This window comes from Rhodoferax sp. GW821-FHT07G04 (assembly GCF_059418585.1).
This window is the reverse complement of the sequence record NZ_JBWKQD010000001.1, coordinates 256126-270693: the sequence shown is the minus strand read 5'-3', so window position 1 is coordinate 270693 and position 14568 is coordinate 256126. Positions and strand designations below refer to the sequence as shown.

Genomic DNA, 14568 nt, shown 5'->3' with positions numbered 1-14568 from the left:
GAACGCGGAAGGTGGTTTAAATAATACCGCGACTCCTGCGCTGCTCCACGCGATAGGGCGGCAGCCCGGCCAGCATGCGCCGGCCATAGGCTTGCTGCAGCAGGCGCTTGTCGTAGCAGATGACGGCGGCATGGTCGTCCTCGGTGCGGATGGCGCGGCCGGTCCATTGCAAGAGCTTGATGCCGGTGGCAGGGATCACCAGCTCGTTGAACGGGTCGCGCCCCACCTTGCGCAGCCACTCGGCGCGCGCTTCGTCCACCGGATCGGAGGGGGGCGCGAACGGCAGCTTGGTGATGAACACGGTCTCGCACAGTTTGCCGGGCAGATCGAGCCCTTCGCCAAAGGATTGCATGCCGAAAATGACCGAAGGAAAGCCGGACTCTACCCGTGCCATGTGCGTGGCCAACAAGCGGGCGCGTGACTGCGTGCCCTGTACCAGCACCACCTCCATCAGGTTGGCGGGCAGGGCCTCGGTCGCGGTGCGCATCTGCGCGCGCGATGTGAACAGCACCAGGGCGCCGCGCTCCACGGCTTGCAGGTCTTGCATCAACTCGCCCACCATCTCGCGGGTATAGGCATCGGCCTGCTTGGGGTCGGCCACGGTCTGCACCACAGTCAGCAGGCCTTGCTTGGCGTAGTCAAAGGGGCTGGCCACCTCCAGCGACTGCACATAGGGCTTGTTAACCAGACCGGCTTCGTGCAGAAAGTAATCAAAGCTGCCGCAGCTGGTCAGCGATGCCGACGTGACCACGGCACCGCGCACCTGGCTCCACAAGAATTGGCGCAGCAGGTCGCCAGGCACGATGGGGCAGGCATGGGCGGTCATCGTCAGGTAGCCGTGCGCACTCTCAGCCTTGAGCCACTTGGCCAGGGGCTGCTCGCCATGCTCCAGCAGCAGGTTGGCCGTGGACACAATGGCGCCCAGGCGCGGGGCCAGCCCCCCCAACTTGGCGTACAGCTGCGCGCACAGCGTGGCCTGGGCCGGGTCTTCCTTGGCGATGGCCTTGATGTCCACGCCCAAGGCTTCCAGCACCTTGGACAGGCCCGTGGCCTGGGCCTGGATCTGCTTGACCGGCTCGGTCAGCGCCTCCGGCAGCACGCCGTGTGCAAAGCGCAGCGTGCCATCCTGGCCTTCGCCCATCGCGTTCTGGCCGGTCTGCCCCCATACCAAGTCCATGGCCATGCGTGCCAGTTGGGTCAGCGCACCCTTGAGCTGGCTGGTGACCGTGGCCACGTCTTCGCCGGCATGCAGGTGCAGGGCGCTGCTGACCTCGTTGACGATCTTGGGCAGCTTGTCCAGCCAGCGCAGATTGCTCAAGTCCATGCTGCTGGCAAACTGGTCCAGCGCCACGGCGGGCAGGTGGTGGCCTTCATCAAACACCACCAGGCAGTTGTCCAGGTCGGGCAGGGTCTTCATGCCCAGCGACGCCAGCACCAGGTCGTGGTTGGCGACGATGACATTGGCCTCGGCCAGCTTGGTGCGCGCGCCGTAGTAGCTGCAGTCGCGAAAGCGCGGGCAATGGCGCACGGTGCAGGTGTGGCGCTCGGCCGCCACCATGGCCCAGTCGCGGCCGTCGGGTGCTTCGGCCAAGGTGTCGCGGTCGCCATCCCAACTGCCGGTGGCCAGGCCGCCGGCCATGGTTTCGTACAGGCGAAAGCGACGTTCTTCGGCTTCTTCTTCCGACAGCGTGCTGCCGAATGTGTTGGCGGGTTTTGGCGCGTCGTCGTCCGCATCAAACAGGTCGTCCACCGTGCCGCCGCTGCCCACCAGGCGCTCTAGCTTGAGTTTGCAGACATAGCGCCCGCGGCCCTTGGCCAGCGCAAAGCTAAAGGGCTGGTCCATGGATTGGGCCAGGGCCGGCAGGTCCTTGCTCATCAACTGCTCCTGCAGCGCCACGGTGGCGGTGGAGATCAACACCCGGGTCTTGCGCTCCAGCGCCATGGCGATGGCGGTCGACGCATAGGCGGCCGACTTGCCCACGCCCGTGCCGGCCTGCACCACGGCGATGGCCTTGGTGGGGGTAGGGTGCTCGCCCAGATCGGCGCGGGCCAGCGTGTCGGCCACGCAGGCGGCCATGGCATGCTGGCCCGCGCGGGGCCGAAAGCCGGGGGTTGCGCCCACCACGCGCTCAAAAGCCGCCAGCGACAGGCCGGCCAAATCGTCAGAACTCAAACCAAAAGCTTCCAGAAAAAATAGAGAGATGCGGGGAAAGTGCGGCGTGATAATGCGCCGTCAGCGTGGGGTTGATCCCCCGCGTTGGCCCGTGCCAAGTTCGGGGTATTTTGACCTACGCCGATTGCGCCCGCTGTCCACCCTATTCGGAGCTCTTTGTATGAACACCGTTTTCACCCCGGCAGCGGCCGGCTGGCGCCGATCGTTTTTGAAAAATTCGGCGCTAGCCCTCGTCGGTGCTGCATATCCTGCTATCAATTTTGCACAAAACCCGACACCAAGTGAACACCGCTTTAGGCCCGTGCCGGGCAGCTGGCGCACTTTCGAGCTGACAACGCGGGTGGACATCCTCAAACCCCAGGGTACGACCAAGGTCTGGCTGCCCGTGCCCGTGGTCAACACCGACTGGCAGCGCTCGCAGATCAGCAGCTACAGCAGCAATGGCGCGGCTCGTCTCGTGGACGATGGCCATGGCGTGCGCATGCTGTTCGTGGAGTTTGCCGAAACCGAGGCCAAACCCTTCATCGAGCTGACCAGCGCTGTGCAAACCCAGAACCGCGCGCAGGACTGGAGCCGCAAAGGCGCGTTTGGGGCAGAGGACGCCGACGACCTGAAGCACTGGACCCGGCCCACCGCGCTGCTCCCCACCGACGGCCTGGTACGCAAGACCGCACAAGCCGCCATCCGCGGCGCCAAGACCGATGTGGAGAAAGCCAAGAAGCTGTACGACTGGGTGGTGACAAACACCTACCGCGAGCCCAAGGTGCGCGGCTGCGGTGCCGGCGACATTGCCACGATGCTGGAGACCGGCAACCTGGGCGGCAAGTGCGCCGACCTGAACGCGCTGTTCGTTGGTCTGTGCCGCTCCGTGGGCTTGCCCGCCCGCGACGTGTATGGCCTGCGTCTGGCCCCCAGTGCCTTTGGCTACCGCGAGCTGGGCGGCAATCCGGCCAGCCTCAAGGGCGCCCAGCATTGCCGTGCCGAGGTCTATTTGGCCGGCTACGGCTGGGTGGCCATGGACCCGGCCGATGTCGCCAAGGTGATGCGCCAGGAGACGCCGGAGTGGATCAAGTCGGCGCAGAACCCATTGGTGGCTCCCGTCAACCACCACCTTTTCGGTGGCTGGGAGGGCAACTGGGTGGGTTACAACATGGGCCACGACGTGCGGCTACCCCAATCCAAGGGCCCTGTACTGGGATTTTTCATGTACCCCACGGCCGAAAACGCCGCCGGCCGGCTCGATTCTTACGAGCCCGACCAGTTCAAATACCAAATCACTGCCACAGAGATTCGAACCTAAACTGTTTGGAGTCTTTTAACAGCTGTTGTGGTTATGTAATCGGGTATTCTGTAGTCTTAACCAATAAGGAGACACGCGGTGGCCAAACCCAAATTGATTCTGGACTATGTCTTTGACCACGAAGCGAAACTGGCGGACCGGGTTTACCTGACGCAGCCCACGAGTGGCGGCGAGGTGGTGGACTACACCTGGAAGCAAACCCTGGATCAGGCCCGCCGCATGGCAGCCCACCTGAAGGCGCAGGGCTTCGAGCCGGGTGCGCGCATTGCCATCCTGTCCAAAAACTGCGCACACTTCTTCCTGGCCGAATTGGCTATCTGGATGGCGGGTTGCACCACGGTCGCCATCTTCCCTACGGAGTCTGCCGAGACCATCAGCTATGTACTGGAGCACAGCGGCGCCAGCATGCTGTTCGTCGGCAAGCTGGACACCTGGGAGCAGCAGAAGCCCGGTGTGCCCCCATCCATGCCCTGCATCGCATTCCCCTTGGCGCCCAAGACCAGCTACGAGGGTTGGGACGCTGTCACCGCCCGCACTGCACCCATGACCGGCCGCGTGGCCCGCACCGGCAGCGACATCGCCATCCTGCTCTACACCTCGGGTTCCACCGGTACGCCCAAGGGTGTGATGCACAGCTTTGAGCGCATCACCAAGGTGGCGGAGAACATCAGCAAAGACATCAAATCGCGCATCGGCGACATCGACGACAACCGCATCCTGTCCTACCTGCCATTGGCCCACGTGTTCGAGCGGGCCTGGGTGGAATGCGCATCCATGATCGATGGCAAGACACACGTCTTCTTTGCCGAGTCGCTGGACACCTTTGTCAAAGACTTGAACCGTGCACGTCCCACCACCTTCATCTCGGTGCCGCGCCTGTGGCTCAAGTTCCAGCAGGGCGTGTTCACCAAGATGCCGCCCAAGAAGCTGGACCGCCTGCTGAAGATCCCTATCTTGAGCGGCATCGTCAAGCGCAAGGTGCTGAAGAACCTGGGTCTGGACGAAGCCCTGCTGGCCGGTAGCGGTTCGGCCCCCATTCCCGCCGAGCTGATCGAGTGGTACCGCCGCCTGGGCCTGAACCTGGTGGAGGGCTATGCGATGTCCGAAGACTTTGCCTACTCGCACAACTCCACTCCCGAGATCAATGCTCCCGGCTGCGTGGGCCTGCCACTGCCGGGCGTGGAGGTCAAGATCAGCGAAGAGGGCGAGATTCTGATCAAGTCACCCGGCCAGTTGGTGGGCTACTACAAGCGCCCCGACCTGGATGCCGAAGTGTTCACCCCCGACGGCTACTTCCGCACTGGCGACCGTGGTGAACGCCGTGCCGATGGCCTGCTGAAGATTACCGGCCGGGTCAAGGAAATATTCAAAACGTCCAAGGGCGAATACGTGGCCCCCGCGCCCATCGAGAACAAGCTGAACGCGCACCCGCTGGTGGAAATGAGCATGGTGTCCGGACCCGGCCAGCCCGCGGCCTACGCCCTGGTGGTGCTGGCCGAAGATGTGCGGCCCAAGCAGAAGGATGCCACCTTCCGCAAGCATGTCGAAGCCGAATTGACGCAGTTGCTGAAGGAAGTGAATGCCGATCTGGTCAGCCACGAAAAGATGCAGCTGATCGTTGTGGCCCAGCAGCCCTGGACCATTGAGAACGGCCTGCTGACACCCACGATGAAGATCCGCCGCGCCCGTATCGAAAACGAAGTCAGCGCCAAGGTAGAGGGCTGGTATGGTGGCAAGGACAAGGTGCAGTGGGGTTGATCAAACGCCCCAAAGTCACCCAATAAAAAAAGGCCCCATGGGGCCTTTTTTTATTGGGTGGTACTGAAGCCCATCCGCAGTCAGTGGACTACCCGCGGGTGAGCCGTGGTGCTGAGCTGCTGCTGCCGCCAACCCGGCTGGGGCCCGGCCGTGCACCGCCGAATCCGCCGCCACCGCCGTGGACGCTGCCGCCATCGGAGCGCAGCTTGAACACCGCCACCACCTGCACCAGGTCTTGGGCCTGGCTCTTGAGGCTGCTCGCCGCCGCAGCCATCTGCTCGACCAGCGCCGCATTTTGCTGCGTAGCCTGGTCCATCTGGCCCACGGCTTCCCCAACTTGCGACACACCCAGTGATTGCTCGTTGCTGGCGGCACTGATCTCGCCCATGATGTCGGTCACGCGCTTGATGGAGCTGACCACCTCGGTCATGGTCTCACCGGCTTGGTCCACCAAGGCCGTACCCTTCTCCACGGTTTCCACGCTGGCGTTGATCAGGGATTTGATCTCCTTGGCGGCTTCGGCACTGCGTCCGGCCAAGGACCGCACCTCGCTGGCCACCACGGCAAAGCCGCGGCCCTGCTCGCCAGCACGTGCCGCTTCCACGGCGGCGTTCAGCGCCAGGATATTGGTTTGGAATGCAATGCCGTCGATAACGCTGATGATGTCGGCAATCTTGCGGCTGGCCTCATTGATGCCCTTCATCGTCTCTACGACCTGACCCACAACCTCGCCGCCCTTGACCGCCACGGTGGAGGCACTCTGCGCCAACTGATTGGCCTGGCGGGCGCTGTCGGCGTTTTGCTTCACGGTGGAGCCCAACTCCTCCATCGAGGCGGCAGTCTCTTCGAGTGCGCTAGCCTGCTGCTCGGTACGGGCACTCAGGTCGTTGTTGCCCTGGGCGATCTCGGCGCTGGCCGTGGCCACGCTTTCCGAGCCACTGCGCACCTGGCCCACGATGCCGGCGAAGCTGTTGCGCATGCCTTCGATGGCATGCAGCAGGCTGGACGTGTCGTTGGGCTTGAGCGCAATGTCCACCGTCAAATCGCCTTGCGAGATGCGCTGCGTAATCTCAGCGGCGGCACCCGGCTCTCCACCCAGTTGGCGCAGGATGCTGCGGGTGATCAGCATGCTCAGGCCCAGCAGCAGGGCGGCCAGCACAACGGTGCCCATACCGGCATTCAGCACACGCTTTCCGATGGCTGTGTCCACGGTGTCCACATATACGCCAGAGCCAATGATCCAGCCCCAGGGCTCAAATCCCTTGACGTAGGACGCTTTGAGCACCGGCTTGTCGCTACCGGGCTTGGGCCACAGGTAGACGACGAAGCCGGCACCCTGGGACTTGACGACGCGGACAAACTCCACAAACAGTTGCATGCCGGTGGGGTCCTTGTTCTCGGTCAGGTCCTTGTTGTCCAGCTCCGGCTTGATGGGGTGCATCACCATCTTCGGTGTCATGTCGTTGACCCAAAAGTATTCATTGCCGCTGTAACGCATGGCTTTGAGTGCAGCCAGCGCACGCTGCTTGGCTTCGTCTTCAGGCATCTTGCCGGCGGCCACCTGGGTGTGGAAATGGGCCACCATGCCATGCGCGGTTTCCACGGTCTGCCGCACACCCAACTGGCGTTCCTCCATGACCAGCGATCGTTCGGACCACAGGAAGACGGCGCTCAACACCACAATGCCCAGCAGGGAGCTGGCGATCAGCAAGCCCAGACGCTGGGCGATGGAGATGGACTGAAGACGGAACATGCGTGCTCTCCTCATTCATTATTTTTTGGGTTGTGAACCCTGGGGCTCACACACATTGTGCGGCGCTTATGGGCGGCTGTCACTGCTTGTTTTTTCGGAGCAGCGAGGCCAGGGTTTTAGCCAACGAGCTCGGACAGTGGCCTCAAGCGCCGCTGGCTGGTGAAGTGGCGGGGCTCCCTGCTGATGGGGTCTTCAAAGGCAATGCTGCGGGCCAGCAATTGCAGTGGCTGGCCATAGTCGGCGCTGCCTTCGGGCGTCAGGATGGGGTAGATGCCATCCCCAATGATGGGCAGGCCCAATGCTGCCATGTGCACACGCAACTGGTGGCGCTGGCCGGTTACGGGTTTGAGCGCATAACGGGCTAGATTGCCCAGCACCTCAACGGGCGTGATGTGGGTCAGGGCATTGGGCACGCCATCCACCTCGGTCTGCTGCATGAAGTGAGGGGCAGGGGCGATGCGGCTCTCGCGCGTCAGCGGCCAGGGCAGGTCAGGGTTCCACGGGGCGACGCACTCATAGGTCTTGTCCACCTGGCGCGCACGGAACAGTTGCTGGTAGGCGCCGCGGCTGGCGGCCTGCTTGGCAAACAGCACAAGACCTGCTGTGTCGCGGTCTATGCGGTGGATGGGTGATAGATCTTGCAGCCCCAAAGCGTTCTTCAGGCGTATCAGTACGGTTTCTTGCAAGTATTTGCCCGAGGGCACGACCGGCAGGAAGTGCGGCTTGTCGACGACCAGCAGGTGCTCGTCTTGCCACAGCACGTCCACCTCGAAGGGGATGCGCTGCTCGGCCTCCAGCGCCCGGTAGTAGTACAGGCGCATGCCGACCGCAAAGGGCGTGATTGTGGTGATGGTGTGGCCCTGTGCGTCCACCACATCGCCGTTGGCCAGGCGCTGGTCCCATACGCTGGCGGGCACACTGGCAAAGCGCTCAACCAAGAAGGCCTTTACCGTGGCCCAAGGCCCAGGCACCGTGACCACGCAACTGGGGCTGACACCCTGGCGATCCGGTGGTGGGTTGGGACGGTGCAGGCTCATGGTGTTGAGCAAGCCCGCGCCGAAGGCGTGCGGTGCCGGGCGTTAGACGCGTTCAAACACCAGGTCCCACACACCGTGGCCCAGCTTGATGCCGCGGTTTTCAAACTTGGTCAATGGCCGGTAGTGGGGCTTGGGGGCATAGCCCAGCAGTTCAGGGTTGCTGCCCAGCGCGCGGTTCTTGAGCAAGGGTTCGGCCGTCAGCACTTCCAGGATCTGTTGCGCATAGGGCTCCCAGTCGGTCGCGCAGTGGATGTAGCCGCCCACCTTGAGCCGGCGTGCCAGCTTGGCCACCAGCGGCGACTGGATCAGGCGGCGCTTGTTGTGCTTGGTCTTGTGCCAGGGGTCGGGGAAGAAAATGTGCACGCCGTCCAGGCTTTGCTCGGGCAGCATGTGGTCGATGACCTCGACCGCGTCGTGGGCGCAGATGCGGATGTTGTGCAGGTTCTGCTCGCCAATGCGCTTCAATAGCGCGCCCACGCCGGGCTCATGCACCTCGCAGCACAGGAAGCGGGTATCGGGCAGCACGCCAGCGATATGGGCCGTGGCCTCGCCCATGCCAAAGCCGATTTCCAGCACGATGGGCGAGGGGCTTTGATCATTCTGGGCTCTAGCCCTCGTGAAATCTGCGTATGCCGCTTCAAAATCAATAGTAGACTGTTGGTAGGGCAATAAAAACTTGGGCCCCAGTTCCTCAAACGCCTTGGCCTGGCCGGTGGTGGTGCGGCCGGCGCGCTTCACAAAGCTCTTGATGGTGCGCATAAAGGGCTTGGCTGCTTCGGCGGGTGCCGGTGCGTCAGGCGTGGCGGGGGATTCGGTGGGGGGCTCGGCTGGGGTGAGTTGGGTGCTGCTCATTCGTCGTCTTTCAGGAGCCGCCGCGTGGTCTGCGGGCGGGTCTGCATTGTAAGTAGGTGGGTGGGAAGGCCGGCGCAGCGCAGGTCCGCGCTAGCCCCCCACCGGCAAGCTGCCTGAGGATTTGACGGCCTTCAGCGAGAAGCTGGTGGCGATTTCCTTCACACCCGGCAGGCAGCGGATCTGGTTGCGCACCAGTGCCGAGAAGCTTTCCAGATCGGCCTCCACGGCCTCAATCAGGTAGTCATAGTTGCCCGACAGGTTGTGGCAGGACACCACCTGGGGCAGGGCCATGACCTCGCGCTCGAAGGCGGCCGTGGTCTCGGCCGTGTGGTTTTGCATTTGCAGGTGGATGAAGCCGGTCACGCCATAACCTAGCTGCTTGCGGCTTAGCGCAGCGTGGTAGCCGGTGATGACGCCGGCTTCTTCCAAAGCGCGCACGCGGCGCCAGCAGGGCGATTGCGACAGCGACACGTGCTCCGCCAGCTCGGCCATGGTCTGGCGCGCATCGCGCTGCAGGGCGAGCAAGATGGCCTGGTCGGTGCTGTCAAAAGGCTTCATGGGTAAATTTTGCCTGGAATTTAGTTTTTTCGAGGAAATTTACCCCAATTGGTGTTGATGATCCCTGATTTTGCGAAATTTATCCAGCGGTGCTGCATAAAAATTCTCCTATTCGTACAACACCACGCTTAGGAGACTGCCCCATGAAAGCCAACGACCTGCCATTCGATGCCATCCCCGCAGCCGCCAAGCCCAAGGCCGGTGGTTTCAGCACGCGCGCCATCCATTGGGGCTACAACCCGGCCGACCACAATGGCGCGCTGGTGCCGCCTATCTACACCTCGTCCACCTTTGCTTTCCCCGACGTGGCCTATGGCGCACGCTGCTTCGCTGGTACCGAACCGGGCTACTTCTACACCCGCATTGCCAACCCCACGCTGGCGCTGTTGGAAGGCCGGCTGGCCAGCCTGGAGCAGGGCGCCGGCGCCGTGGTCTTTGGCTCGGGCATGGGCGCCATCACCGCCACGCTGTGGTCCCTGCTGGAGCAGGGTGACGAAGTGCTGGCCGACATGACGCTCTACGGTTGCACCTTCGCTTTCATGAACCACGGCCTGACCCGTTTTGGCGTCACCGTGCGCCATGTGGACATGACCGACCCCGAGCAGGTGGCCCAGGCCATGGGCCCCAAGACCAAGGTCGTCTACTGTGAAACCCCGGCCAACCCGAATATGCGCCTGGTGGATATCGAGGCCGTGGCTCAGATCGCCCGCCAAGGCGGTGCCAAGCTGGTGGTGGACAACACCTATTGCACACCCTACCTGCAACAGCCCCTGACGCTGGGTGCCGACGTGGTCGTGCACTCCATGACCAAGTACCTGGGCGGCCACGGCGACCTGACCGCCGGCGCGGCCGTGTTTGCCGATGCTGAATTGGCCCAGAAGGTGCGTCTGGTCGGCCTGAAGGACATGACCGGTGCCGTGATGTCGGCGCAGGATGCGCAACTGGTGATGCGGGGCCTGAAGACCCTGTCGCTGCGCATGGACCGCCACTGCCAAAGCGCGCAAACACTGGCCGAGCTGCTGCAAGCTCACCCCGCCACGGCGGCTGTGCACTTCCCCGGTCTGCCCAGCTTCCCCCAGCATGCCCTGGCCAAGCGCCAGATGCGCAAGTTCGGCGGCATGATTGCCTTTGAACTGAAGGGTGGCCTGGAAGCCGGCATCCGCTTCATGGACGCGCTGCAACTGGTGACCCGCGCCGTGAGCCTGGGCGACGCCGAATCACTGGCCCAGCACCCCGCCAGCATGACCCACAGCACCTACACGCCCGAAGAGCGCGCCGCCCACGGCATCAGCGATGGCCTGGTGCGCCTGTCTATCGGTCTGGAAGACATTGAAGACCTGGTGGCCGACATCACGCAGGCACTGAACTGCGTGATGCCGGTGGCTCAGATCGTCTGAATGTCCAGCTAAAGGGATTTCGCAGCGACCCTAAGGATGCTCGGTCCGTGCCTCAAATATGTCGTTGAACATCTGACCACAGCGTACAAAGGCGGCAAGAATCTCCGGGTCGAAATGGGATGGATCGGTTCGATCATCGCCGCGCGAAATGATGTTCATCGTCTTCGCATGGTCGAACGCATCCTTGTACGGGCGTTTGCTGCGCAACGCATCGTAGATGTCACAAATGTTCATGATGCGGGCTGACAAAGGGATGGCGGTGCCGGAAAGTCCATTCGGGTAGCCACCACCGTCCCATCGTTCATGGTGGCAAAGTGCAATGTCTGCCCCCATCTTGAGGTAGGGCGATTGACCGCCCGACAGTATGGCGGCCCCAGTCGTGACGTGTTGCTTCATCAATTCCCATTCGGGAGGGGTAAACCCCCCTGGTTTCAGCAGTATGTGGTCAGGTATCGCGATTTTGCCAATGTCGTGCAGCGGGCTGGCATAGAAGATCTGATCACAAAACTCGGCGTCCATGCCCAACACCATGGCTAGATCACGGCTGTAGTAACTGATGCGTTGTATGTGAAGTCCCGTGTCTTCATCTCTGTGCTCGGCTGCGCGCGCGACGGTATGAATGGTTTCACGGTAGCTTTCGCGCAGCTCGGCAGTACGGTCTCGAACACGCTGCTCCAGAAATTCATTGTGGTGGCGCAATTCCTTGTGCAATAGCCGCACTTCCAGCATGTTGCGAATGCGGGTCAGCACTTCAAGCTGGTCAAAGGGTTTGGAAACAAAGTCCCTAGCACCCGCTTCGAGCGCACGCAACTTGTGGTCGGGTTGCGCGGTCAGCACCAAGACGGACAGGTAGTCGTCGGTGCACTGCTCCTTCAGCGCGGCCATCACTTGAAAGCCGTCCATCTTCGGCATATTGAGGTCCAGCAATATCAGATCGAAGCGCTCCCGACGTTGCAGCTCACACACTTCCAAAGGGTTCATGGTGCTGGAAACCGACTTGTAGCCCGAACCAACCAGAATGTGATGTAACAGCAGGACATTGGCCGCTTGGTCATCGACGATCAGTATCTTGGCGTCAAATACGTCGGCCATGGTGATCATGCAGCCGCGCTCCCAGGTGACGTCTGCGGACGTCCGCTGGCCGAAGCAAGCAGCGCGCCTTCAATCGCAGACGTGAAGTCATCAAGATTGATGGGCTTCGTCAAATACCGGAAGAAGCCTGCTGCCAGCCCTCGTTCCACCTCACGCTGCATGGCGTTTGCCGTGAGGGCGATAACCGGAATGTGGGAAGTCCTCGGGTCAGTCTGTAGTATTTTCTGAATTTCAAAACCGCTCATGCCAGGAAGATTGATGTCGAGCAGAACGACATCAGGCAAGTGCGCGAATGCCAAGTCGAGACCCAATTTTCCGTCTGGCGCGGACAAAAGTCGAATGTCGGCGCGAAATCCAATGATTTCCTGCACCAGCTTGAGGTTGGCGGGATTGTCTTCCACGTACAAGAGAATCGGTAAGTCGTTTTCGCGTGCAATGGGTATGATTTGCGCAGTTGGCAGCTCCGAGACCACGGAGGCAGTGGGAGCCGTTTCGGGCAATTCAATCCAAAAGACGGTTCCGATGCCGGGGTTGCTATGTACGCCAATCTCTCCTTCCATTAACTCAACCAGACGTTTGGTGAGCACCAGGCCAATACCTGTGCCTTCTTCACTTCCGTTCTCTTGACCTAGACGGTTGAATGGTTGGAATAGACCCTCCACCTGCGCCGGGCGGAGGCCATTCCCTGTGTCTTGCACCGAAATGCGCAGCCGATCCGAGCCCGCGTGTGCGGCCTCGACCACTACAACACCTGCCTTGCGGTTGTATTTGATGGCATTGGATAACAGATTCAACATGATCTGCTTGAGCCGCATCCGATCAGCAATGACATTCAAGCCATGGTCATCTGGAAATATCAGCCGCACGCTGCTCTGATTCCCCAAAGGTTCCATGATCGCTTGACATTCCGACAAGACCTCGAAAATCGAGACCGGTTCGATGGATAGCGTCAAACGGCCAGACTCCACATGCGCCAGGTCCAAAATTTCATTGATCAGGGCGAGCAAATGCCGCCCCGCCTTCAAGATGTGCTGTGTGAACTCGGTCCGCTGCTGCGGCGTAGATGCTATTCGCTCGGACACCAAGATATCGCCAAATCCCAAGATGGCGTTCAATGGCGTGCGCAATTCATGGCTCATTCTGGAGAGAAATTCCGATTTGGCCTGGTTGGCGTTGTCGGCTTCTTCCCGCGCTGCAATTAACTCCTGATTCGTGGACTCAAGCTGTGCGGTTCGTTTTGCAACACGCTCTTCCAGTTGGGAATTGAGTTGCACGACCTGCTCTTCACTGCGCCGGCGTTCAGCGATTTCCGACGCCAGCGCATGGGATGCCGCCTGATTCTCGTTGGCACGGGCCTCAATCTCAGCCAGCATTTTGTTGAAGGAGTCAGCCAGCAGCCCGACTTCATCGTCGCTGGTCTTGACTGCACGCAATGAATAATCGCGCCTGAGCTCAACCTCTCTCGCCACATCGCCCATGGCCAGGATCGGTCTCGTCGCAACCCTGTGCATCAGGGCTGACATGAAATAGGCGATCACCATCGCAACGCAGGTTGCCACAGCGGCAATTCCGACGTAGCTCAACAATCTGTCGTTCAGCGGATAGTCGGCCCGCACATAGACTTTTCCTAGAATTTCACCATTCTTCAGAACGGGTTTGACGACAACCAGCATATGGTCTTGGATCGTGACACCGTCTGATCCCGCCAGTTTGGGTGCATCCACGCCACCTGCTTCCGCGGCGTAGCTCGCAAACTGGGTGCCGCGCGCCGTGTAGATGGCGGCAGATCGAATCTGCGGCCTGAGTCTTAACAACACGAGGTTTTCCGAGGCGGTCTTCGGGTCGTCAAATTCCAACGCCGGTGCTGTGGTTTGTCCCAGCAACTCGGCTTGCGTGTTCATGTCCGACACCCAACTGTCGTGGTAGAGATGCAGATCGTAGGCCACCATCGCGCACAGCGCCACCAAGACCGCGACCAAGGTTGTCAACAAAATGGCAAACAAGAACTTGGTGCGCAATGTTTTCAGTGTTCGTAGACTCATGATGTGTCTCCGATCACTTTGCGCGCGACGGTCAGCAGCCTTGCACTGATTTTCAGGTTTGCCAATTCGCCTTGGCGGGGAGCCATGTCGAAGCGTATCTTGTCGTCCAATAGAACAAAATTAACGATGCTGCCTGCGGGAAAGCCTGCATCCACTTCGGTGACCAGCAGCACCGGCTTTCCGCGCAGTGATCCCAGCACTTCATTCAAAACCGCGCCCTCGCCGCGCCCTATGAACAAAATGTGCACGCCAGTGATAGGCTCTCGGCGGCGCAATTTGCGTACCTGCAGCGGGTGGGCACCGACATGCCTGTCAGCGACCATCTGGGCCAATTCGTCGGCCAGGTGGTCGGCCCCCAGCAGACCGATCACGATGGCACCGTCGGGCTCGACCAATGCAGAAGCGGGCCACTGCACGTAGCCAGCAAATTTATACAAATAGGCCGCCTTGACCCTGTTCTCTGCCAGTTGGCTCTCGGTCTGTGCCAGGCTCCGGACGTCCAAGCCAAGCCCGAGAGACACCGCGACACAAGCCCGGCACAGCAGGCGCCGGTGGTAGTCGGGGCCTGCAATGGGCTCGGAAGGTGGACTGGTATCAGGCATACGG

Annotated in this window: 11 protein-coding genes; 3 read left to right on the top strand and 8 right to left on the bottom strand. The window is 61.4% G+C overall.

Annotated features, from left to right (window positions below; genetic code table 11):
* Positions 1-16: 16 nt before the first annotated feature.
* Positions 17-2173, bottom strand: a complete 2157-nt coding sequence (dinG, locus tag AC07OO_RS01190) for an ATP-dependent DNA helicase DinG (RefSeq protein ID WP_495080226.1) — start codon at positions 2171-2173, stop codon at positions 17-19.
* Positions 2174-2333: 160 nt separating this feature from the next.
* On the opposite strand from dinG, the gene AC07OO_RS01185 reads away from it, so the two are divergent.
* Together AC07OO_RS01185 and AC07OO_RS01180 are read left to right on the top strand one after the other, a co-directional pair.
* Positions 2334-3473, top strand: coding sequence for a transglutaminase-like domain-containing protein (locus AC07OO_RS01185; RefSeq protein WP_495080225.1), 1140 nt, complete (start codon positions 2334-2336; stop codon positions 3471-3473).
* Positions 3474-3551: 78 nt separating this feature from the next.
* Positions 3552-5231, top strand: coding sequence for an AMP-binding protein (locus AC07OO_RS01180; protein WP_495080224.1), 1680 nt, complete (start codon positions 3552-3554; stop codon positions 5229-5231).
* Between the two features lie 88 nt (positions 5232-5319).
* Here AC07OO_RS01180 and AC07OO_RS01175 read toward each other — a convergent pair whose 3' ends face one another.
* The 4 genes from AC07OO_RS01175 to AC07OO_RS01160 all read right to left on the bottom strand — a co-directional run bounded on the left by AC07OO_RS01175 (position 5320) and on the right by AC07OO_RS01160 (position 9431).
* Positions 5320-6984: a methyl-accepting chemotaxis protein gene (locus AC07OO_RS01175; RefSeq protein WP_495080223.1), complete on the bottom strand. Its 1665-nt coding sequence runs from the start codon at positions 6982-6984 to the stop codon at positions 5320-5322.
* Positions 6985-7100: 116 nt separating this feature from the next.
* Complete coding sequence (locus AC07OO_RS01170) at positions 7101-8021, bottom strand: pseudouridine synthase (protein ID WP_495080222.1); 921 nt, start codon at positions 8019-8021, stop codon at positions 7101-7103.
* Between the two features lie 42 nt (positions 8022-8063).
* Positions 8064-8873: a tRNA (guanosine(46)-N7)-methyltransferase TrmB gene (gene trmB / locus AC07OO_RS01165; RefSeq protein WP_495080221.1), complete on the bottom strand. Its 810-nt coding sequence runs from the start codon at positions 8871-8873 to the stop codon at positions 8064-8066.
* 90 nt (positions 8874-8963) lie between these two features.
* Positions 8964-9431, bottom strand: coding sequence for an Lrp/AsnC family transcriptional regulator (locus AC07OO_RS01160; RefSeq protein WP_495080220.1), 468 nt, complete (start codon positions 9429-9431; stop codon positions 8964-8966).
* Between the two features lie 143 nt (positions 9432-9574).
* On the opposite strand from AC07OO_RS01160, the gene AC07OO_RS01155 reads away from it, so the two are divergent.
* The gene (locus AC07OO_RS01155; protein WP_495080219.1) at positions 9575-10828 is read left to right on the top strand and encodes a methionine gamma-lyase; all 1254 of its coding nucleotides are present in this window, start codon (positions 9575-9577) and stop codon (positions 10826-10828) included.
* Positions 10829-10858: 30 nt separating this feature from the next.
* On the opposite strand, the gene AC07OO_RS01150 is transcribed toward AC07OO_RS01155, so the two are convergent.
* Genes AC07OO_RS01150 through AC07OO_RS01140 form a run of 3 tightly spaced genes read right to left on the bottom strand, consistent with a single transcriptional unit; the run spans position 10859 to position 14564 of the window.
* Entirely contained in the window at positions 10859-11929 is a 1071-nt protein-coding gene (locus AC07OO_RS01150) for an HD domain-containing phosphohydrolase (RefSeq protein WP_495080218.1), read from the bottom strand.
* Positions 11926-13962, bottom strand: coding sequence for a sensor histidine kinase, YfiR-like protein-associated (locus AC07OO_RS01145; protein ID WP_495080217.1), 2037 nt, complete (start codon positions 13960-13962; stop codon positions 11926-11928). The genes AC07OO_RS01150 and AC07OO_RS01145 overlap by 4 nt, the downstream gene beginning before the upstream one ends.
* Entirely contained in the window at positions 13959-14564 is a 606-nt protein-coding gene (locus AC07OO_RS01140) for a TOL_0243 family YfiR-like periplasmic protein (protein ID WP_495080216.1), read from the bottom strand. Before AC07OO_RS01140 ends, AC07OO_RS01145 begins: the two co-directional genes overlap by 4 nt.
* Between the last annotated feature and the right edge of the window lie 4 nt (positions 14565-14568).

What these genes read in the sequence shown, in the direction of transcription:
- AC07OO_RS01185 (WP_495080225.1), top strand. Translation starts at nt 2,334, where the DNA reads ATGAACACCGTTTTCACCCCGGCAGCGGCCGGCTGGCGCCGATCGTTT.
- AC07OO_RS01175 (WP_495080223.1), bottom strand. Translation starts at nt 6,984, where the DNA reads ATGTTCCGTCTTCAGTCCATCTCCATCGCCCAGCGTCTGGGCTTGCTG.
- AC07OO_RS01170 (WP_495080222.1), bottom strand. Translation starts at nt 8,021, where the DNA reads ATGAGCCTGCACCGTCCCAACCCACCACCGGATCGCCAGGGTGTCAGC.
- trmB (WP_495080221.1), bottom strand. Translation starts at nt 8,873, where the DNA reads ATGAGCAGCACCCAACTCACCCCAGCCGAGCCCCCCACCGAATCCCCC.
- AC07OO_RS01160 (WP_495080220.1), bottom strand. Translation starts at nt 9,431, where the DNA reads ATGAAGCCTTTTGACAGCACCGACCAGGCCATCTTGCTCGCCCTGCAG.
- AC07OO_RS01155 (WP_495080219.1), top strand. Translation starts at nt 9,575, where the DNA reads ATGAAAGCCAACGACCTGCCATTCGATGCCATCCCCGCAGCCGCCAAG.
- AC07OO_RS01150 (WP_495080218.1), bottom strand. Translation starts at nt 11,929, where the DNA reads ATGATCACCATGGCCGACGTATTTGACGCCAAGATACTGATCGTCGAT.
- AC07OO_RS01145 (WP_495080217.1), bottom strand. Translation starts at nt 13,962, where the DNA reads ATGAGTCTACGAACACTGAAAACATTGCGCACCAAGTTCTTGTTTGCC.
- AC07OO_RS01140 (WP_495080216.1), bottom strand. Translation starts at nt 14,564, where the DNA reads ATGCCTGATACCAGTCCACCTTCCGAGCCCATTGCAGGCCCCGACTAC.